The organism is Streptomyces sp. NPDC029836 (genome assembly GCF_055574495.1).
Map to the genome: position 1 here is coordinate 19875 of NZ_JBVHZI010000007.1, position 19583 is coordinate 39457.

General features: G+C 73.3%; 19 protein-coding genes. 16 read left to right on the forward strand and 3 right to left on the reverse strand.

Annotation, left to right across the window (positions count from 1 at the left end; translation table 11 throughout):
* Positions 1-347 precede the first annotated feature (347 nt).
* From ACZ4XJ_RS20830 to ACZ4XJ_RS20895, 14 genes are all read left to right on the forward strand, one after another.
* Positions 348-1985 carry a CTP synthase gene (locus ACZ4XJ_RS20830; RefSeq protein ID WP_362877373.1) on the forward strand — a complete coding sequence of 546 codons (1638 nt, stop codon included), beginning with the start codon at positions 348-350 and terminating at the stop codon, positions 1983-1985.
* An 80-nt stretch (positions 1986-2065) separates the two neighbouring features.
* Positions 2066-2698 (forward strand): NUDIX domain-containing protein, encoded by a 633-nt coding sequence (locus tag ACZ4XJ_RS20835; RefSeq protein ID WP_384002460.1) that lies wholly within the window; start codon positions 2066-2068, stop codon positions 2696-2698.
* Between the two features lie 332 nt (positions 2699-3030).
* Complete coding sequence (locus ACZ4XJ_RS20840) at positions 3031-4995, forward strand: tetratricopeptide repeat protein (RefSeq protein ID WP_362877371.1); 1965 nt, start codon at positions 3031-3033, stop codon at positions 4993-4995.
* 152 nt (positions 4996-5147) lie between these two features.
* Positions 5148-6263: an alanine dehydrogenase gene (gene ald / locus ACZ4XJ_RS20845; protein ID WP_362877370.1), complete on the forward strand. Its 1116-nt coding sequence runs from the start codon at positions 5148-5150 to the stop codon at positions 6261-6263.
* A gap of 368 nt (positions 6264-6631) precedes the next feature.
* A complete protein-coding gene (locus tag ACZ4XJ_RS20850) occupies positions 6632-7750 on the forward strand; it encodes a ParA family protein (protein ID WP_362877369.1) in 1119 nt (372 codons plus the stop codon).
* On the forward strand, positions 7735-8244 hold the full coding sequence (locus ACZ4XJ_RS20855) for a hypothetical protein (RefSeq protein WP_362877368.1): 510 nt from the start codon (positions 7735-7737) through the stop codon (positions 8242-8244). Before ACZ4XJ_RS20850 ends, ACZ4XJ_RS20855 begins: the two co-directional genes overlap by 16 nt.
* 97 nt (positions 8245-8341) lie before the next feature.
* Positions 8342-9382, forward strand: coding sequence for a segregation and condensation protein A (locus tag ACZ4XJ_RS20860; RefSeq protein WP_468496985.1), 1041 nt, complete (start codon positions 8342-8344; stop codon positions 9380-9382).
* Positions 9379-10029 (forward strand): SMC-Scp complex subunit ScpB, encoded by a 651-nt coding sequence (gene scpB / locus ACZ4XJ_RS20865; RefSeq protein ID WP_468496986.1) that lies wholly within the window; start codon positions 9379-9381, stop codon positions 10027-10029. Before ACZ4XJ_RS20860 ends, scpB begins: the two co-directional genes overlap by 4 nt.
* Positions 10029-11612, forward strand: coding sequence for a pseudouridine synthase (locus tag ACZ4XJ_RS20870; RefSeq protein WP_468496987.1), 1584 nt, complete (start codon positions 10029-10031; stop codon positions 11610-11612). The genes scpB and ACZ4XJ_RS20870 overlap by 1 nt, the downstream gene beginning before the upstream one ends.
* Before the next feature lie 133 nt (positions 11613-11745).
* On the forward strand, positions 11746-12354 hold the full coding sequence (pnuC, locus tag ACZ4XJ_RS20875; protein ID WP_362877364.1) for a nicotinamide riboside transporter PnuC: 609 nt from the start codon (positions 11746-11748) through the stop codon (positions 12352-12354).
* Positions 12351-13439 (forward strand): AAA family ATPase, encoded by a 1089-nt coding sequence (locus ACZ4XJ_RS20880; RefSeq protein WP_468496988.1) that lies wholly within the window; start codon positions 12351-12353, stop codon positions 13437-13439. Before pnuC ends, ACZ4XJ_RS20880 begins: the two co-directional genes overlap by 4 nt.
* The gene (locus tag ACZ4XJ_RS20885) at positions 13436-14200 is read left to right on the forward strand and encodes an NUDIX hydrolase (protein WP_362877362.1); all 765 of its coding nucleotides are present in this window, start codon (positions 13436-13438) and stop codon (positions 14198-14200) included. Before ACZ4XJ_RS20880 ends, ACZ4XJ_RS20885 begins: the two co-directional genes overlap by 4 nt.
* Entirely contained in the window at positions 14197-15255 is a 1059-nt protein-coding gene (locus tag ACZ4XJ_RS20890; protein WP_468496989.1) for an ADP-ribosylglycohydrolase family protein, read from the forward strand. Before ACZ4XJ_RS20885 ends, ACZ4XJ_RS20890 begins: the two co-directional genes overlap by 4 nt.
* A gap of 15 nt (positions 15256-15270) precedes the next feature.
* A complete protein-coding gene (locus tag ACZ4XJ_RS20895; protein WP_468497147.1) occupies positions 15271-16002 on the forward strand; it encodes a nucleotidyltransferase domain-containing protein in 732 nt (243 codons plus the stop codon).
* A gap of 23 nt (positions 16003-16025) precedes the next feature.
* Here ACZ4XJ_RS20895 and ACZ4XJ_RS20900 read toward each other — a convergent pair whose 3' ends face one another.
* From ACZ4XJ_RS20900 to ACZ4XJ_RS20910, 3 genes are all read right to left on the reverse strand, one after another.
* The gene (locus ACZ4XJ_RS20900) at positions 16026-16718 is read right to left on the reverse strand and encodes a nucleotidyltransferase domain-containing protein (RefSeq protein ID WP_362877359.1); all 693 of its coding nucleotides are present in this window, start codon (positions 16716-16718) and stop codon (positions 16026-16028) included.
* A 28-nt stretch (positions 16719-16746) separates the two neighbouring features.
* Positions 16747-17202, reverse strand: a complete 456-nt coding sequence (locus ACZ4XJ_RS20905; protein ID WP_468496990.1) for a Rieske (2Fe-2S) protein — start codon at positions 17200-17202, stop codon at positions 16747-16749.
* 81 nt (positions 17203-17283) lie between these two features.
* A complete protein-coding gene (locus ACZ4XJ_RS20910; protein ID WP_362877357.1) occupies positions 17284-17625 on the reverse strand; it encodes a DUF952 domain-containing protein in 342 nt (113 codons plus the stop codon).
* Between the two features lie 184 nt (positions 17626-17809).
* On the opposite strand from ACZ4XJ_RS20910, the gene ACZ4XJ_RS20915 reads away from it, so the two are divergent.
* Together ACZ4XJ_RS20915 and ACZ4XJ_RS20920 are read left to right on the forward strand one after the other, a co-directional pair.
* Complete coding sequence (locus ACZ4XJ_RS20915; protein WP_468496991.1) at positions 17810-18271, forward strand: YidB family protein; 462 nt, start codon at positions 17810-17812, stop codon at positions 18269-18271.
* Between the two features lie 115 nt (positions 18272-18386).
* Positions 18387-19475 carry a prephenate dehydrogenase gene (locus ACZ4XJ_RS20920; RefSeq protein ID WP_362877355.1) on the forward strand — a complete coding sequence of 363 codons (1089 nt, stop codon included), beginning with the start codon at positions 18387-18389 and terminating at the stop codon, positions 19473-19475.
* The last annotated feature ends 108 nt before the right edge of the window (positions 19476-19583 follow it).

Sequence of the window (19583 nt, forward strand, 5' to 3'; positions counted from 1 at the left end):
TCCGAGCAGGGTATGACGGGCACCCTAGTGATCTCCTGAAGTCCCGGGGGAATGTGGCTCGACTGAACGGGTGACCTGCGTGAACGGCCCTCCCGGGCTGCTCCTCGACGGTACGGCGCGGGCGACCCGCCGCGCGCCCGGAGGCAGACCCTCCCGGGCGCTGATAGGCTGGTACCCCGTGGACCGGTGGTCTGCCTGTGCGAATCAGGAACCCCGAAACCGCAGCTTCGGCGCCCCCTGAGAACCGATTCCGGATCTCGCGGAACGGCGCCGGACGCACCTCACCTCGCGACCACGGGAGCCCCCTCTTGGCGACGCCGCCCGCTGCTTTTCGAAACAGCACAGCCATGACGACCAAGCACATCTTCGTCACCGGGGGTGTCGCTTCGTCCCTCGGCAAGGGGCTGACCGCCTCCAGCCTGGGTGCGCTGCTGAAGGCGCGCGGCCTGCGGGTCACGATGCAGAAGCTCGACCCGTACCTGAACGTCGACCCCGGCACGATGAACCCCTTCCAGCACGGCGAGGTGTTCGTCACCAACGACGGCGCCGAGACCGACCTGGACATCGGCCACTACGAGCGCTTCCTCGACGTCGACCTCGACGGCTCGGCCAACGTCACCACCGGCCAGGTCTACTCGACGGTCATCGCCAAGGAGCGGCGCGGCGAGTACCTCGGCGACACGGTGCAGGTCATCCCGCACATCACCAACGAGATCAAGCACCGCATCCGCCGCATGGCGACCGCGGACGTCGACGTGGTCATCACCGAGGTCGGCGGCACCGTCGGCGACATCGAGTCGCTGCCGTTCCTGGAGACGGTCCGTCAGGTCCGCCACGAGGTCGGCCGCGACAACGTCTTCGTCGTGCACATCTCGCTGCTGCCCTACATCGGCCCCTCCGGCGAGCTGAAGACCAAGCCCACCCAGCACTCCGTCGCGGCCCTGCGCAACATCGGCATCCAGCCCGACGCGATCGTGCTGCGCGCCGACCGTGAGGTTCCCACCTCCATCAAGCGCAAGATCTCGCTGATGTGCGACGTGGACGAGGCCGCGGTCGTCGCGGCCATCGACGCCAAGTCGATCTACGACATCCCCAAGGTGCTGCACACGGAGGGCCTGGACGCCTACGTCGTCCGCAAGCTCGACCTGCCCTTCCGTGACGTCAACTGGACGGTGTGGGAGGACCTGCTGGACCGGGTCCACAACCCCGACCACGAGGTGAAGGTCGCGCTCGTCGGCAAGTACATCGACCTGCCCGACGCCTACCTGTCGGTGACCGAGGCGCTGCGCGCCGGCGGGTTCGCCAACCGGGCCCGCGTCCAGATCAAGTGGGTCACCTCCGACGACTGCAAGACCCCGGAGGCCGCGGCGGCGCAGCTGGCCGACGTGGACGCGATCTGCGTCCCCGGCGGGTTCGGCGACCGCGGCGTCAACGGCAAGGTGGGCGCGATCACCTACGCCCGGGAGAACAAGATCCCGCTGCTCGGCCTGTGCCTGGGCCTGCAGTGCGTGGTCATCGAGGCGGCGCGCAACCTCGCGGGCATCCAGGACGCGAACTCCACCGAGTTCGACGCCTCCACCCCGCACCCGGTCATCTCGACCATGGAGGAGCAGCTGGCCTTCGTCGAGGGCGCGGGCGACCTGGGCGGCACCATGCGCCTGGGCATGTACCCGGCGAAGCTCGCCGAGGGTTCCATCGTGCGCGAGGTCTACGGCGACCAGGCGTACGTGGACGAGCGCCACCGCCACCGCTACGAGGTCAACAACGCCTACCGCGGCGAGCTGGAGCAGAAGGCCGGTCTGGTCTTCTCCGGCACGTCCCCGGACAACAAGCTCGTCGAGTACGTCGAGTACCCGCGCGAGGTGCACCCCTACCTGGTCGCCACCCAGGCCCACCCGGAGCTGCGTTCCCGCCCGACCCGGCCGCACCCGCTCTTCGCGGGCCTGGTCAAGGCCGCGGTGGAGCGCCAGCAGTCCGCGAAGTGAGCGCCTGACCGCATACCGTGGACAGCCGGGGTACGGAACATCCGTGCCCCGGCTGTCGCGCGTGGTACGGAGGCATGGGGATGGGCATCAGCGATACGTCGGAAACCTGGGAGACGCTGTCGACACGGCGGCCCTTCCAGGGCGCCAAGACGGCGGTCGACTCGGACGAGGTGCGAATGCCGGACGGGTCCGTCGCCCGTCGCGACTACCAGGTCCACCCGGGCTCGGTGTGCGTGCTGGCCCTCGACGCGCAGGACCGGGTCCTGGTGGTCCGCCAGTACCGTCACCCCGTACGGCACCGGCTGTGGGAACTGCCCGCCGGGCTGCTCGACGTGCCCGGGGAGAACCCGCTGCACGCGGCGCAGCGCGAGCTGTACGAGGAGGCCCACGTCAAGGCCGAGGACTGGCGGGTGCTGGCCGACTTCTTCGCCTCGCCCGGCGGCTCCGACGAGGCGATCCGGATCTTCCTGGCGCGGGGCGTCACCGACGCCGAGGGCGAGCGGTACGAGGAGTTCGACTCGGAGGAGGCCGACATGGAGGTGTCGCGGGTGCCGCTGGCCGACCTGGTGCGCGGGGTCCTCGCGGGGGAGCTGGGGAACCCGGGGCTGGTGACGGGCGTCCTGGCGCTGGCCGCCGCCCAGGCCTCCCCGGAGGGCCCCGAGGGCCTGCGCCCGGCTCTGGCGCCGTGGCCGGCGCGCCCGTACGAAGCGTAGTCACGGCGGGCGCCTGCCCGCGCCGCCCGCGGAACCGTACGAGCGGCGCCGCGCCCGGGGCCCGCGCGAGCCCGGCGCGCGCCCGACCCCGCGCGCTCCGGCGCTCCCGTTTCCCGCCCCCGGTTCCCGCCCCCGTCCCGGCCTGCGCCGGGCCGGGGGCGGGGTCGTGACGGGGGCCGGGGACCGGCCGCGGGGGCGTGGCGTACCCGCGGCACGCGATAAAGCGGACCATCCGCTGATCCGATTGGGTGATCCACCCGCCGCGCTCCACCCGGTCCGTCGCTCTGCGTGAACTACGCTCGGCAACCCGAGGCAGGGAGAGGAGCGGATCCGTGACGGATTTCGTCGGGCGGCGGCGTGAGCTCAAGGAGCTGCGCGAGGACATCGCACGGACCGGGCTCGACACCCTCTCCGGCCGCAAGGCCAAGGCGCCCCGCGCGCGGGTCCTGCTGGTCGCCGGACGGCCCGGCTCCGGCCGCACCGCCCTCGCCGAGGCGTTCGTGCGCGAAGTGGCCGACCAGTACCCCGACGGACAGTTCACGGTCCGTCTCACCACCCCCGGCGGGGAGGCGGTGGCCACCGAACGGGCCGTCCGCACCCTCCTGGAGGCCCTCGGCCGACCCACCCCGCCCGGCGCCGGCGAGGACGACCTGAGCGCCGCCCTGCGCGAGGCGCTGGCCGGCCGGCGGGCGATCCTGCTGCTCGACGACGCCGCCGACCCGCAACAGGTCGACGCGCTGCTGCCCGACACCCCCGAGTGCCTGGTCGTCGTCACCGCGGAAGGGCCCCTCACCGGGATCCCCGACGTCCGCCCCTGCACCCTCGGCGGCCTGGACACCCCCTCCGCCGTCGAGATGCTCGCCCAGCACATCGGCGACACCCGCGTCACCGTCGACCCGCGCGCCGCCGAGACCCTCGCCGAGGAGTGCGGGGGCCAGCCCGCCGCGCTCGCCCTGGCCGGCGGCTGGCTCGCCGCCCACCCCAAGGCGGCCGTCGCCGACCTCGCCAAGCAGCTCCACGACATGCCCCCGAGCACCAGCGGCCCGCTCGCCCGCTCCTTCCGGCTCGTCTACGAGTCCCTCCCGCAGCCCGCCCAGCGCACCCTGCGGCTGCTGCCGCTCGCGCCCGCCGGGATGCTCGACTCGCACACCGCCTCCGCCCTCGCCGGATGCTCGGTGGCGGCCGCGCAGTCCACCCTGGAGGACTTCGCCGGGTTGGGCCTGGTACGGCACGCCTCCAACGGCCTGTTCCTGCTGCCCGGCTGCCTCGCCCCGCTGTTGCAGTCCCTGCTGGAGGCCAAGGAGCGGCCCGCCGAGGTCCAGCTGGCCCGGGCCCGGATGCTGGAGCGGACCGTACGGCTGCTCACCTCCTGCCGTGCCATGGCCGACGAGGACGAGGACCTGCTGCGGGAGCGGCTCGACGGGATGCCCCGCCCGCTGCGCTTCCCCGACCGCCGCGCGGCCGCCGTCTGGCTCGACACCCGGCTGCCCGCGCTGTCGGCCGCCGCCACCCTGGCCGTGGCCGACGGCGACCTGGACACCCTGGCCCGCCGGCTGGTGTCAGGCCTGGTCAGGGCACTCGCCGAGCACCGCGGCACCGAGGCCGCCGCCCCCGAGCTGTACGGGCTGCACCGGCTGGTCCTGGACGTCGCCGAGCGGCGCCAGCTGCACCGCGAGCAGGCCGCCGCGCTGCTGAACCTGGCCGATCTGGACGCCGAGACGGGCCGCACCCAGGAGGCTCTGGAGCGTTACCGGGCCGCTCTCGACGCCGGAAAGGCCGCGAAGGACCCGTACGCCACCGGTCGCGCGATGGAATCCGTAGGCGGTGCCTACCAGGAGTTGGCGGACTGGCAGCGGGCCTCCGACTGGTTCGGCCGCGCGCTCTCCCAGTCCCTCGCCCGCGGCGAGCGCGGGGACGAGGCCAGGCTGTACGGGCGGCTGGGCAACGTGCACACCTACGCGGGCCGCTACGGGGAGGCGCTGCGCAGTTGGCGGGCCGCCGCCGCGGGCTACCGCAAGCTCGCCGATCTCCCGGGCCAGGCAAAGGCGTTGAGCGAGATGGCGCGGGTCCAGGAGTACGCGGGCCGGCCCGAGGAATCCCTGCACACCTGCCGCGAGGCGATCGAGTTGGCGCGCAGGGCCGGCGACCTGCGACTTCAGGCCGCCCTCCAGGTCCGGCTGGCCGACACGCTGGACCGGCTCGGCGACCCCGCGGCTGCCAGGCTGCACCGCTCCGCAGCCGACAGATTGCTGGGAGATGACCCCGCAGCCTGCGAAATCCGCAGTACTTCCGACTGAGATTATTCGTTTGCAAGGCTAGACAGCGACTCATCCTTCATTAGACTGGGTTCACCGCGGCATCCCGTGGTGCATCCCGTTGCGCGTTCTTGTGGGCGGGTATGTATGGAAGTAGCCCGTATTTTCCCCTGAGCCAAGGACCGTGATCGACGATGAAGGTCGGCATCCCCCGCGAGGTCAAGAACAACGAGTTCCGGGTCGCCATCACGCCCGCCGGCGTGCATGAGCTGGTCCGCAACGGCCACCAGGTCTTCATCGAGCAGAACGCCGGTGTGGGCTCCTCGATCACGGACGCCGAGTACGTCTCGGCCGGCGCCGAGATCCTCGGTACGGCGGACGAGGTCTGGGCGACCGCGGACCTGCTCCTGAAGGTCAAGGAGCCCATCGCGGAGGAGTACCACCGCCTCCGCAAGGACCAGACGCTCTTCACCTACCTGCACCTCGCGGCCTCCCGCGAGTGCACGGACGCGCTGCTGGAGTCCGGCACCACCGCCATCGCGTACGAGACGGTCGAGACGGCCAACCGCCAGCTCCCGCTGCTCGCCCCGATGTCCGAGGTCGCGGGCCGGCTGGCCCCGCAGGTCGGCGCCTACCACCTGATGCGCTCGGCGGGCGGCCGCGGCGTGCTCCCCGGCGGCGTGCCCGGCACCTCCGCGGGCGAGGCCGTCGTCATCGGCGGTGGCGTCTCCGGCTGGAACGCCGCGCAGATCGCCATCGGCATGGGCTTCCACGTGACCCTGCTCGACCGTGACATCAACAAGCTCCGCGAGGCCGACAAGATCTTCGGTACGAAGATCCAGACGATCGTCTCCAACGCCTACGAGCTGGAGAAGGCCGTCCTCGCGGCCGACCTCGTCATCGGCGCGGTGCTGATCCCGGGTGCGAAGGCCCCGAAGCTGGTCACCAACGAGCTCGTCTCCCGGATGAAGCCCGGAAGTGTCCTTGTCGACATTGCGATCGACCAGGGCGGCTGCTTCGAGGACTCCCGTCCGACCACCCACGCCGAGCCGACCTTCATGGTCCACAACTCGGTCTTCTACTGCGTCGCCAACATGCCGGGCGCGGTGCCGAACACCTCCACCTACGCGCTGACGAACGCGACCCTGCCGTACATCGTGCAGCTCGCGAACCTCGGCTGGGCCGAGGCGCTCCGTCGCGACCAGGCGCTCGCGCTGGGTCTCAACACCCATGACGGGCAGGTCGTTTACGGTCCCGTCGCCGAGGCCCACGGCCTGGAGACCCTTGAGCTGAGCACGCTGCTCGGCTGATTCGTCAACGACTGACGTCAATCTCACGTATCCGGCCGGACCTTGCTCGCGAGGTCCGGCCGGACGCGTTTGCGGGGTGTCCGCGGACCCGGCTCAACTCGCCTCGAACGTAACCCTTTAACCCTTTCGCACACCCGCGAAACTTCGCAGTGACAGCTCGCACGCCCTTGACAGAGTGGTGTTCGGTTGCCGACACAACGCGTCGGGTCCGGTGGATTGTGTTGCCGCTGAGCGGTGACACGCCATAGAGTCGCCAACCGTCGGCATGGTGCAACGCTGACCTATCGATAAGTGTCCTGGTCACGTCCGAGGAGGTAAGACGACTTGTGAATGAGTCGACATTTGCTCCTGGAGGTGGTCGAGCAGGGATGCCTGAGCGGGGCCAGGGTCCTGTCGGGCTCGAAGCTGTCGGCTCCGTCGCGGTCCGCACCTTCGCAAACCACCAGCACATGACGACGCCCCGAAACAGCATGGACGGCCTAGACGTGAACTCCAGGGCCGGCGACCCGAGCGGCGACAAGCCCGTGGGTTTCGCCGACTACGCAAACGTGCCCGAGGGGCACTTCTACGACCCCGACGCGGAGTACGAACCGGACCCCGAGTACGCGGCCACCCTCGCCCCCGACGCTGCCCGTCAGCGCCGTGAGCGGATCGGCCCGACCGGACGCCCGCTCCCGTACTTCCCGATCCCGGGTCCGCTGGCCGAACACGGCCCGGCGACGATCATCGCGATGTGCAACCAGAAGGGCGGCGTGGGCAAGACCACGTCGACCATCAACCTGGGCGCCGCACTCGCCGAGTACGGACGGCGGGTGCTGCTCGTCGACTTCGACCCGCAGGGCGCCCTGTCCGTGGGCCTCGGCGTGAACCCGATGGAACTCGACCTCACGGTCTACAACCTGCTCATGGAGCGGGGCATGTCGGCCGACGAGGTGTTGCTCAAGACGGCGGTCCCCAACATGGACCTGCTGCCGAGCAACATCGACCTCTCGGCCGCGGAAGTCCAGTTGGTCAGCGAGGTCGCGCGCGAGTCCACGCTCCAGCGGGCCCTCAAGCCCCTGATGGCCGACTACGACTACATCGTGATCGACTGTCAGCCCTCGCTCGGTCTGCTGACCGTGAACGCCCTGACGGCGGCGCACAAGGTCATCGTCCCGCTGGAGTGCGAGTTCTTCGCGCTGCGCGGTGTGGCGCTGCTGACCGAGACCATCGAGAAGGTGCAGGAGCGGCTCAACCCGGAGCTGGAGCTCGACGGCATCCTCGCCACGATGTACGACTCCCGCACGGTGCACAGCCGCGAGGTCCTGGCGCGCGTCGTCGAAGCCTTCGACGACCACGTCTACCACACGGTCATCGGCCGCACGGTGCGCTTCCCGGAGACCACGGTCGCCGGTGAGCCGATCACCACGTACGCGTCGAACTCCGTCGGCGCCGCCGCCTACCGCCAGCTGGCCAGGGAGGTGCTCGCCCGGTGTCCCGCCGAGTGAGTCTGCCCGGAGCCGACGAACTGTTCCGCACGACCGGGGGGATGGCCCTCCAGTCGTCCTCGCCGAGGCGGGGCGCCGACGAGGCGCCGGCCGGCGGCCCGGAGCACGCGGCCGCGCCGGCGGACGGCACGGCACGGACCACCGGGGACAGCCGCGTACGGGAAGCCGGCGATCCCGGGGTCGGCGCGCAGCGCAGGCCGCAGGAAGGTTCTGCCTCTGCCGCCGGGGCGTCCTCGCCCCGGTCCGGCAAGGGGCAGGGCCGGGGCGCGAACCGGCGGCCCAGCGGGCGCGAGCGGCACGACGAGAAGATCACCGTCTACGTCTCCGCCGAGGAGCTCATGGACCTGGAGCACGCCCGACTGGTGCTCCGCGGTGAACACGGGCTGGCCGTCGACCGGGGCCGCATCGTCCGCGAGGCGGTCGCCGTGGTCCTGGCGGACCTGGAGTCCCGCGGGGACGCCAGCATCCTCGTACGCCGCCTGCGCGGCCGCTGATCCGGCTTCCGCCCGGGTCCGGGGCATAGGCTGAGTCAGGGTCGGCCGGCGGCCGTGCCCGCCCGGCCGAACCCTCCGCACCACCCCCTGGACCGCGATGCCCCCGAACGACCTCCCCGCCCGACCGACCCGCCGGAGCCTGGGCCGCGGGCCGGAACCGGCCGAGGAGCCCCAGGCGGGCCCGTCGCGGCCCGCGCCGGTCGAAGGGGCCCCCGAGCGCCCCCGGGGCGCCGGCGCCCCCGTCGAGCCCCGCCAGGAGCGCGCGCGGCAGGCGGTGGGTGAGCCCGACCGGCCGGCCGGGCCGGAAGGCGCGCGGGAAGCCCCGGAGAGCGGGCCCGCCGGGGACGGGCGGTTCACGCTGCGGCTCGCCAACTTCGAGGGCCCCTTCGACCTGCTGCTCCAGCTGATCTCCCGGCACAAGCTCGACGTCACCGAAGTGGCCCTGTCCAAGGTCACCGACGAGTTCATGGCGCACATCCGTGCCATGGGCCCCGACTGGGACCTCGACCAGACCACCGAGTTCCTGGTGGTCGCGGCCACCCTGCTCGACCTGAAGGCCGCCCGGCTGCTGCCCGCCGCCGAGGTCGAGGACGAGGCCGACCTCGCCCTGCTGGAGGCCCGGGACCTGCTCTTCGCGCGGCTCCTGCAGTACCGGGCGTACAAGCGGATCGCCGAGATCTTCGAGCTGCGCGCCGAGGACGAGGGCAAGCGCTACCCCCGGACCGTCGGCCTGGAGCCGCACCACGCCGACCTGCTGCCTGAGGTCGTCATCAGCATCGGCGCCGAGGGCCTCGCCCGACTGGCCGTGCGGGCCATGCGGCCCAGGGCGAAGCCCGAGGTGTACGTCGACCACATCCACGCCCCGCTCGTCAGCGTGCGGGAGCAGGCGGGACACGTCGTACGCCTGCTCAAGGCGCGGGGCGAGGCCACGTTCCAGGAGCTGACCGAGGACGCCCCGGACACCCTGACCGTCGTCGCGCGGTTCCTGGCGCTGCTGGAGCTCTACCGGGAGAAGGCCGTGGTCCTCGACCAGGAGGAGGCCCTGCGGACCCTCACCGTGCGCTGGAGCGGCGGGGACGGCGACGGAATGCCGAAGGTCACCGACGAATTCGACCAGGTCGTGGAGGCGGGCGAATGACACAGGCCCAGGAGCGGGACACGTACGAGGAGGCCGACGCCGGGCCGGCGCTGAAGGGCGCCCTGGAGGCCGTCCTGATGGTGGTGGACGAACCCGCGACGACGGACCACCTCGCCAAGGTGCTGGGCCGCACCCCGCGGGAGGTGGCCGACGCCCTCGGCGAGCTCGCCGACGAGTACACCGCGCAGCGCAGGGGCTTCGAGCTGCGCACGGTCGCGGGCGGCTGGCGGTTCTACACCCGCCCCGCGTACGCGGAGGCCGTCGAGGCCTTCGTCCTGGACGGCCAGCAGGCCCGCCTCACCCAGGCGGCCCTGGAGACGCTGGCGGTCGTCGCGTACCGCCAGCCGGTCAGCCGGTCGCGGGTCTCGGCGGTCCGCGGAGTCAACTGCGACGGGGTCATGCGGACCCTGCTCCAGCGGGGTCTGGTGACCGAGGCGGGCACGGAACCCGAAACAGGTGCGATCCTGTACAGGACGACGAACTACTTTCTGGAGCGGATGGGCCTGCGCGGCCTGGACGAGCTCCCGGAGCTCGCGCCCTTCCTCCCCGAGGCGGACGCGATCGAAGCCGAGACGCAAGAGGGTGTTCCGTCGTTCGATCCGGATGCACCGGATACCTCAGAAGACGACAAGACGACGGAACTTTGATGCGAAGCAGCGGTAACGGCAACGGCAGCGGCAACAGGAACAGCAGCGGCGGCGGTGGCGGCGCACGCGGCGGCAGCTCCCGCGGCGGTGGCTCCGGATCGGGCGGTGGCTACCGCGGCGGTGGCTCCGGCTCGGGCGGCGGCTCCCGCGGCGGGTCCAGCGGCGGCGGCTCGGGCGGCTACCGGGGCGGCTCCGGCGGCTCCGGCTCCGGCGGCTCCTCCGGGGGTGGCTACCGCGGGGGCTCCTCCAGCGGTGGCAGCTCGGGTGGCTACCGCGGTGGCTCGTCCTCCGGTGGCAGCTCCGGCGGCTACCGGGGCGGCCCCTCCAGCGGTGGCAGCTCGGGTGGCTACCGCGGTGGCTCGTCCTCCGGTGGCAGCTCGGGTGGCTACCGCGGTGGCTCGTCCTCCGGTGGCAGCTCCGGCGGCTACCGCGGTGGCTCCTCCAGCGGTGGCAGCTCCGGCGGCTACCAGGGTGGCTCCGACTCGCGTGACCGCGACCGCGACCAGCCGGCGCCCCGCATCCGCAACCCCCGCCCCGAGGAGCGCCGCTACGACGTGGGCCCCGAGGGCGAGCGCAACGGCCGCGGCGGAGCCAAGGCCGGCGGCGGCGGTGCCCGCGGCGCGGCCGACGGCAACCGCGGTGGCGGCGCCCGTGGCGCGGCGGCCCGCGGTGGGGCCAAGGGCGGCCCCAAGACCTCCCGGACCCCGGCCATCGGCGGGGCCGGCGGCCCGCGCCGCGGCCCCGGCAGCCGCAGCGGCCAGTCCAAGCCGCGCGAGCTGGAGGCGCGGATCGAGGAGCGCGTGCGCGACCGGTACGCCGACAAGCCCGAGATCAAGACCCCGAAGACCTTCCCGGGTGCCGAGGAGGAGGGCGAGCGCCTGCAGAAGGTCCTCGCCCGCGCCGGCATGGGTTCGCGCCGCGCCTGCGAGGAGCTCATCGAGCAGGCCCGCGTCGAGGTCAACGGCGAGATCGTGCTGGAGCAGGGCAAGCGAGTCCAGCCGAAGGACGAGATCAAGGTGGACGGCCTGACCGTCGCCACCCAGTCGTACCTGTTCTTCGCGCTGAACAAGCCCGCCGGCGTCGTCTCCACCATGGAGGACCCGGACGGCCGCCAGTGCCTGGGCGACTACGTCACCAACCGTGAGACGCGTCTCTTCCACGTCGGCCGGCTCGACACCGAGACCGAGGGCATCATCCTGCTCACCAACCACGGTGAGCTGGCCCACCGCCTCACGCACCCGAAGTACGGCGTGAAGAAGACCTACGTCGCCGCGATCACCGGCCCGCTGCCGCGTGAGATCGGCAAGCGCCTCAAGGACGGCATCGAGCTGGAGGACGGCTACGCCCGCGCCGACCACTTCCGCGTCGTCGACCAGGTCGGCAAGAACTACCTGGTCGAGGTGACCCTCCACGAGGGCCGCAAGCACATCGTGCGCCGCATGATGGCGGAGGCCGGCTTCCCGGTCGAGAAGCTCGTCCGGACCTCCTTCGGTCCGATCGAGCTCGGTGACCAGAAGTCCGGCTGGCTGCGCCGCCTGACCAACACCGAGGTCGGCATGCTGATGCGCGAGGTCGGCCTGTAGGCCCCACGCCCACCCGAAGAGCCCGCGACGCCCACCGGCGCCGCGGGCTCTTCGCTTGCCCGACGACCCGCCCGCCGTTTATAGTCAACCTGACCATTAAAGGTCGGGAACTTACGAACGCGCGGGGGCCGCCATGGGCTGGAGTACGAGCTGGACCGAGATCCTCGGGTTCGCCACCGGGGCGGTGTGCGTCTGGTTGGTGGCCCGGCAGCACGTCGCGAACTGGCCCGTCGGCATCGCCAACAACGTCTTCTTCATCGTGCTGTTCACCCAGGCCGGCCTCTACGCCGACGCCGGACTCCAGATCGTCTTCATCGCCCTCGCCGCCTACGGCTGGTGGTCCTGGACCCACGGGGGTGGACCAGGAACCGCGGGAGCCCTGCCGGTGCGCCGCACCACGCGCGCCGAGTGGGCCTGGCTGCTCGTGGCGGGGGCGGTGGGGACCGCCGCGCTGACCCTGCTGCTGGACCGCGCCACCGACTCCACCGTGCCGTTCTGGGACGCGCTGACCACGGGCCTCTCGCTCATGGCCACCTACGGGCAGTGCCGCAAGCGCCTCGAATCCTGGTGGCTGTGGATCGCCGCCGACCTCGTCTACATCCCGCTCTACGCCTACAAGGGGCTGTACCTGACCTCGGTCCTGTACGTGGGCTTCCTCGCCCTGTGCGTGGCCGGGCTGATCGGCTGGCGCCGCACGCTCCCCGCGACGGACCTCCGCGAGAGCGCCGGGGTGCGGGCGTGAGCGGCGGCGAGCGCTTCGGACACGGGCTGGTGCTGGGCAAGTTCTACCCGCCGCACGCCGGCCACCACCACCTGGTGCGCACCGCCCAGGCCCGCTGCGAGCGGCTGACCGTACTGGTGTGCGCCGCCTCGGTTGAGTCGGTGCCGCTCGCCGACCGGGTCGCCTGGATGCGCGAGGCGCACCCCGGGGCGGACGTGGTCGGAGCCGTCGACGACGTCCCCGTCGACCTGCACGACCCGGCGGTCTGGGAGGCGCACATGGCGATCTTCCGGAGCGCGGTGGGCCGCCCCGTCGACGCCGTCTTCACCTCGGAGGCCTACGGAGCCGAGCTCGCCCGGCGGTTCGGGGCGCGGGAGGTCTGCGTCGACCCGGAGCGGACGCTGTTCCCCATCTCCGGCACGGCCGTCCGCGCCGACCCGGTGGCCTGCTGGGAGTTCCTGGGGCCGGCCGTACGGGCCGCCCTGACCCGCCGGGTCGTCGTGCTCGGCGCCGAGTCCACCGGCACCACCACCCTGTCCCGGGACCTCGCCGCGCACTACCGGGCGCGGGGCGGGGTGTGGGCGGGGACGGGCTGGGTCGCCGAGTACGGGCGCGAGTACAGCGAGGAGAAGCTCGCCGCGGCCCGGGCGGCCGACCCGGCCGCCTCCTGGTCCGACGTCACCTTCACCTCGCGGGAGTTCCCGGTCATCGCCCGCCGGCAGGACGAGGCGGAGGAACGGGCGGCCCGGCTCGGCTCGCCCGTGCTCTTCTGCGACACCGACTCCTTCGCGACCGGGATCTGGCACGAGCGCTACCTGGGCGGCCGCAACGCCGAGGTCGAGAAGATCGCCTCGTTGACCCGCCGGGACCTGTACCTGCTGACCGACGACGCGGACGTGCCCTTCGAGGACGACGGCCTGCGCGACGGCCCGCAGTTGCGGCCCTGGATGACCGGCCGGTTCCACGAGGAGCTGACGGCCACCGGTCGGGAGTTCCTGACCCTGCGCGGCGACCGGCCGACCCGGCTGGCGGCGGCCGTCACGGCCGTGGACGCCCTGCTCGCCGAGGGCCGGCGCTTCGCGGACCCGCTCCCGGAGAACCGGTGACCGGGCCCGGGCCGCGCGGCGGTGACCATGACCCGGCCGACTACGACCCCCACGCCTTCGAGCCGTTCGCGGTGACCGTCGACCTCGCCGTCCTGACCGTCCGCGCCGGCGCCCTCCACGTCCTGCTGATCCGGCGCGGCCAGGACCCGTACGCGGGAGCCTGGGCGCTGCCCGGCGGGTTCGTCCTGCCCCGCGAGTCCGCCGAGACGGCCGCGCGCCGCGAACTGGCGGAGGAGACCGGACTGGACGGCCCCGTCGTCGCCGGCCTGCACCTGGAACAGCTGCGCACCTACACCGAACCGGACCGGGACCCCCGCATGCGGGTGGTGTCCGTGGCCTTCACCGCGCTGGTCCCGGACCTGCCCGAGCCCGCGGCGCAGGGCGGCGGCGACGCCGACCTGGCCCGCTGGGTCCCCGTCGGGGACGCCGTCGACCTGGCCTTCGACCACGCGCTGATCCTCGCCGACGCCCGCCATCGGGTGGGCTCCAAGCTGGAGTACACCTGCCTGGCCACCGCCTTCTGCCCGCCCGACTTCACGCTCGGGGAACTGCGGGCCGTCTACGAGACCGTCTGGGGAACCCCCCTGGACCGGCCCAACTTCCGCCGCAAGGTACTCGCGACGCCCGGCTTCGTCGAAGCCGTACCCGGCGCCGCCCGACTCACCGGCGGCCGCGGCAAACCCGCCGCGCTCTACCGGGCGGGACCCGCGACCGCCCTCCACCCACCCCTGCTGCGCCCGACGGAAGGCCCCGCGCGATGACGACGAACGCGACCCACGCCCCGACCCACGCCGCCGGGGAGCGGGCCGGCAAGCGCCCCGCCACCGGCGCGCTCATCGGTCTCGCCCTCGGTGACGCCCTCGGCTTCCCCACGGAGTTCAATGACGTTCCCGGGATCCTGGCCAAGACCGGCCCCTGGCGGCAGATGGCCCTGCCCCGCCCGGCCATCGTCACCGACGACACCCAGATGACGCTCGCCCTGGCCCGCGGCATACGCACCGCCGGTGAACGCGGCCCGATCGCCCCGATGCGGCTCGCCCGCCCGGTCCGGGAGGAGTTCGTCGACTGGTACCGGTCCCCGGAGAACAACCGGGCGCCCGGCCACACCTGCATGAAGGCCTGCGGCCTGCTGAAGACGCCCGAGCGGGACTGGCGCGACGCCAGCCAGGTCGGCTCCAAGGGTTGCGGCGCGAACATGCGCGTGGCGCCCGTGGGCCTCGTCCCCGGTTGGACCGAGGAGGAACGCGCGGGCGCGGCGCAGCTCCAGTCCGCCCTCACCCACGGCCACCCGACGGCCCTCGCCGCCTGCGACCTCACCGCCCGCGCCGTCCACCTGCTGGCCCGCGGCACCGAGGTCACCGGCCTGGTCGGGCAGCTGCGCTCGTACGCCCTGGAGAACCGCACCCGCTACCACGAGCGCTGGCTCGGCGACCTCTGGATGCGCGCGACCTCCGACGCCACGCCGGAGTCCTTCATCGCCCGCGGTTGGGACGATTGCCTCGCGGTCCTGGACCGGCTCACCGCCGCCCTGCGCACGCCCTCCCCGGAAACCGACCCCTGCCTGACCACCGGCGAGGGCTGGATCGCCGAGGAGGCCCTGGCCACCGCCCTGCAGTGCTTCCTGCTCTTCCCGGACGAACCCCTGCTCGCGCTGCGCCGCGCCGCCTGCACCGCGGGGGACTCCGACTCGATCGCCTGCCTCGCGGGCGCCTTCGCGGGAGCCCACCTCGGCGCCGACGCGTGGCCCCGCGACTGGGAGGACCGCATCGAGTACCGCGACGAGCTCCTCGCCTTCGGCGCCCTCTGGGAGGCCTGAGCCGTGCTCGACGCGATGACCCTCGACCTGGCCCCGGTCGTGGCCCGCGAGCCCGATCCGCTGCTCTTCGCCACCGTCTCGGGCGCCCACCTGTACGGCTTCCCCTCCCGGGACTCCGACGTCGACCTGCGAGGCGTGCACCTGCTGCCCGCGCGGGCGCTGCTCGGCCTGCGGGACCCCGAGCTGACCCGGACCCGGATGTGGGACGACGACGGGGTGGAGATGGACCTCGTCACCCATGACCTGCGCAAGTTCGCGGCCCTGATGCTGCGGCCCAACGGCTACGTACTGGAACAGCTGTTGTCGCCGCTCGTGGTGCACACCACCCCCGCGCACGAGGAACTCGTGGCGCTCGCCCCCGGCGTACTGACCTCCCACCACGCCCACCACTACCGGGGGTTCGCCGGCACCCAGTGGCGCCTCTTCGGCAGCAGCGGCGAACTCAAGCCGCTGCTGTACGCGTTCCGCGCGCTGCTCACCGGCATCCACCTGATGCGCTCCGGCGAGGTACAGGCCCACCTGCCGACCCTGCTCGACGAGGTGCCCGAGGCGCCGGCGCACCTGGCGGACCTGGTGGCGGCGAAGGTGGCCGCCGAGCACGGCGGGTACGCCGGAGCGCCGCCGACGGCCGACTACGAGGCGCTGCACGCGGTCCTGGACGCGGCGCGGGCAGCGACGGCCCTGCCGGAGCGGGGGAGCGCGTTCGAGGCGCTCGACGCGTTCGTCGTCCGCGCGCGCGGCGCGTAGCCGGACCCGGCGCGCCCCGGCCGTCAGGCCCGGGCGGCCCCGGCCGAGGCGCGGCGGGTCCGCCGCAGGAAGTCCTCGACCCGGGCCCGGTCCGGCTCGGCGGGGAGCGGGCCGGTGGTGAGGGCGGCGTCGGACTCGGCCGCGAGGCGGTTCATCCAGGCGTCGACCTCGTCCCAGTCGACCTCGCCCCGCCGGACCGCGAGGAGGCGTTCGCGGTCGGGGCCCGCGTCGATCGTGAGGCGGCCGGTGCGCAGCAGATCGCGGCAGGATCCCAGGAGCCGCAGCAGGTGCATGGCGTGCTTCCAGCGCGGGGCGCCGTGGACGCGGACGTCGGCGAGCAGCTTGCCGTGCTGGGACTTCGCGTACTGGGTGAAGCTGGTGTGGGCCCGGCGGGAGAGGAACGCGCCGCGCAGGGCGAGGAGTTCCTCCCCCACCGGGGTGACCCGCTCGACCAGGGGGGAGTGCAGGCACTCCAGGACGTTCGGATTGGCCCGCAGCGCCAGCTCGCAGAAGCGTTCCAGCTCCCAGGAGAACTCCTCCTCCCGGGGCCCCTCGACGTGCGTCGGAGGCTTCTCGAACCGCCAGAACAGCGGCGTGGGGGCGAGGTAGACACCGCGCACGTCGGTGTCGCTCGCCTCCGTCGCCAGACCGAAGGCCCGGGAGCCCATGACGCAGCTGTAGATCGTGTGGTCCCGTACCAGGCCGAGGTCGTCCATCCCGGGAGGTTAGGCGGGCCCGGGCCCGCTAGGCGAGCGAGATACTGCCGTCGGCCGCCACTGTGATCTTCTTCTCGGGCAGCGGGCGGGTGGCGGGGCCCTTGGTGGCCGCGCCGTCGGTCACGCTGAACGTGCTGCCGTGGCAGGGACAGTCGATCTGCCCGTCCCGGACCTTGTCGACCAGGCAGCCCTGGTGCGTGCACACGGCCGAGAAGCAGCGGAAGGACCCGGCGGTCGGCTGGGTGACCACCACCTTCTCCTCCTTGAGCACCGTGCCGCCGCCGACCGGCACCTCGGAGGACTTCAGCAGCGCCTTCGCCGCGGGGGCGGCGGTGGACCCGCCCGGCTCACCGGTGGAGGCGCCGCCCGGCTCGCTCGCCGGCTTCTCCGAGTCGCCGCCGCAGGCGGTGATCGTGCCGGCCGCCAGGGCGGCGGCTCCGGCCGCGAGCACGGTGCGCCGGGCGGTCTGCGTGGGGTCGCTCATGTGATCTCCTCGCTGGGGTGCCGGGATGGCGTGGAGCATCCTGGCGCGTGGCGGGCCCCAGGTGAAGCCCGCCACACCGGTTCATCCCTCCGGCTGCCACGGCGTCAGTTCCGCCGGGCGGCCGGGGGCTCGTACGACTTCCCACACGCGGGCCACCGCGTTCCGGTTCAACGGACCGTGCACATGGGGGTAACGGCCGTCCGACTCATCCGACCGGCGGACCTCGGCCGTCAGCGCCGTCTCGTCCAGCTCCACGGCGAGCAGGGTGCCGGGCGTCCGCCGGTAGTGGGCCTCCGCGATGGCCAGCAGGGTCGCCCGGTCCGCCGAGCAGTGGACGAAGCCCTCGGAGGCGAGCGAGGCGGGGGCGTACGGGAGCTCCGGCGCGGCGCTCCAGTCGGCGAGCGGGACGATGTGGAAGATCATGCCGGTCGTTCTACCGCACGGCGCGGGAGGCGGCGCGGGCGGCGGCGCGTGGAGGTCCGCCCTACCGGGGGCACGCGGGTACGGCGAGTGGCGGCTCGGATCGATTCGGGTGACATTGTCCGTGTCTCGACGCCGGGCGCCGCGCTGGATGAGCGGGCCCGCTCCCTCTTCGAAAGGCGTGACCATGGCGGGTAATGACCTCGGCTCCCTGCTCGGCTCCCTCCTCGGCGGCGGCCAAGGCGGCCAGGGCGGCCAGGGCGGCCAGGGCGGCGGCGCGGGCAACATCCTGGGCGCCCTGCTCGGAGCCCTCGGCGGCGCGGGCGGCGGTGGCCAGGGCGCCCAGGCGGCGGGCGGCGGCAGTAACCCGCTGGGCGGGCTGTTGGACATGCTGACCAAGTCCGGTCTGGTCGACCAGGCCCGGTCCTGGGTCGGCACCGGCGAGAACAAGGCCGTCAGCGGAGCGGAGATCGCGCAGGCCCTGCCGGACGAGGCCCTCCAGAAGGTCGCCCAGCAGACGGGCGTCAGCCCGGAGCACGCCGCCGACCAGATCGCCCGGGCGCTGCCCACGGCGGTCGACAAGTTGACCCCGCAGGGTTCCCTCCCGTCGGGCTCGCTGGAGGACATCATCAAGCAGCAGAAGCTGTAGGCGGCAGCCCGCCCCGGGCCCGGCGCCGTCCCACGGGGTGACCGTCGGGCCCCCGCGCCGTACCGGCCGGCTACCCTGAGTGGGGCCTGCCGTCCGCGATCACCCTGGAGCACCCGTGAGAACCGCCGTCGTCATCGGAACCGGACTGATCGGCACCTCCGCGGCGCTCGCGCTGACCGCCCGCGGCATCACCGTCCACCTCGTCGACCACGACCCCTCCCAGGCCCGGACGGCCGCCGCCCTCGGCGCCGGTACCGACGAGGCCCCCGAGCACCGCGTCGACCTCGCGATCGTGGCCGTCCCCCCGGCGCACGTGGCGTCCGCCCTCGCCGACGCGATCGGACGCGGCCTCGCCCGGGCGTACGTGGACGTCGCCAGCGTCAAGGGCGGCCCGCGCCGCGAGCTCGCCGCGCTGGGTGTCGACGCCGGCGCGTACATCGGCACGCACCCGATGGCCGGCAAGGAACGATCCGGCCCGCTGGCCGCGACGGCCGACCTCTTCGAGGGCCGCCCCTGGGTGCTGACCCCCACCCGCGACACCGACCACGAGGTGCTGAACCTGGCGCTGGAACTCGTCGCGCTGTGCCGGGCCGTCCCCGTCGTGATGGACGCGGACGCCCACGACCGGGCCGTGGCCCTCGTCTCGCACACCCCGCAGCTCGTGTCGAGCATGGTCGCGGCCCGGCTGGAGGAGGCCGACGAGACCGCGGTCCGGCTGTGCGGGCAGGGCATCCGGGACGTGACGCGGATCGCGGCGTCCGACCCCCGGATGTGGGTGGAGATCCTCTCCGCGAACCCCGGGCCCGTCGCCGACGTCCTCTCCGGGATCGCCGCCGACCTGGAGGAGACCGTGGAGGCCCTGCGCGGACTACAGTCCGCCGACGAGGCCAAGCGCCGCGGCGGCGCCGCCGGCATCGAGGACGTCCTGCGGCGCGGCAACGCCGGCCGCGTCCGGGTCCCCGGCAAGCACGGCGCGGCCCCCACCGCCTACGAGACGGTCGGCGTCTTCATCAGTGACCGCCCCGGCGAACTGGCCCGGATCTTCGCGGACGCGGGCCGCGCCGGCGTCAACATCGAGGACGTGCGCATCGAGCACGCCACCGGCCAGCAGGCGGGCCTGGTCCAGCTGATGGTGGAGCCGCGCGCCGTCCCCGGCCTGGAGGCGGAGCTGCGCGAGCGGGGCTGGGCCCTGCGCCAGCAGTAGCCCCGTCGGGCCGGGCCGCTCCCGGCCCCCGCGGGGGCCGCCCTCCCGGGCGGAGCCGGCGGGTGCCGGGGCCCGGTAACCTGGGGGGAGGGGCGCTTTTGGCGCGCC

Bases quoted from the DNA above. Each gene is read 5' to 3' on its own strand.
- pnuC (WP_362877364.1), top strand. From the start codon at position 11,746: ATGGGCTGGAGTACGAGCTGGACCGAGATCCTCGGGTTCGCCACCGGG.
- ACZ4XJ_RS20860 (WP_468496985.1), top strand. From the start codon at position 8,342: ATGCCCCCGAACGACCTCCCCGCCCGACCGACCCGCCGGAGCCTGGGC.
- ACZ4XJ_RS20870 (WP_468496987.1), top strand. From the start codon at position 10,029: ATGCGAAGCAGCGGTAACGGCAACGGCAGCGGCAACAGGAACAGCAGC.
- ACZ4XJ_RS20905 (WP_468496990.1), bottom strand. From the start codon at position 17,202: ATGAGCGACCCCACGCAGACCGCCCGGCGCACCGTGCTCGCGGCCGGA.
- ACZ4XJ_RS20900 (WP_362877359.1), bottom strand. From the start codon at position 16,718: ATGGACGACCTCGGCCTGGTACGGGACCACACGATCTACAGCTGCGTC.
- ACZ4XJ_RS20835 (WP_384002460.1), top strand. From the start codon at position 2,066: ATGGGCATCAGCGATACGTCGGAAACCTGGGAGACGCTGTCGACACGG.
- ACZ4XJ_RS20910 (WP_362877357.1), bottom strand. From the start codon at position 17,625: ATGATCTTCCACATCGTCCCGCTCGCCGACTGGAGCGCCGCGCCGGAG.
- ACZ4XJ_RS20850 (WP_362877369.1), top strand. From the start codon at position 6,632: ATGCCTGAGCGGGGCCAGGGTCCTGTCGGGCTCGAAGCTGTCGGCTCC.
- ACZ4XJ_RS20895 (WP_468497147.1), top strand. From the start codon at position 15,271: ATGACCCTCGACCTGGCCCCGGTCGTGGCCCGCGAGCCCGATCCGCTG.
- ald (WP_362877370.1), top strand. From the start codon at position 5,148: ATGAAGGTCGGCATCCCCCGCGAGGTCAAGAACAACGAGTTCCGGGTC.
- ACZ4XJ_RS20830 (WP_362877373.1), top strand. From the start codon at position 348: ATGACGACCAAGCACATCTTCGTCACCGGGGGTGTCGCTTCGTCCCTC.
- ACZ4XJ_RS20915 (WP_468496991.1), top strand. From the start codon at position 17,810: ATGGCGGGTAATGACCTCGGCTCCCTGCTCGGCTCCCTCCTCGGCGGC.
- scpB (WP_468496986.1), top strand. From the start codon at position 9,379: ATGACACAGGCCCAGGAGCGGGACACGTACGAGGAGGCCGACGCCGGG.
- ACZ4XJ_RS20890 (WP_468496989.1), top strand. From the start codon at position 14,197: ATGACGACGAACGCGACCCACGCCCCGACCCACGCCGCCGGGGAGCGG.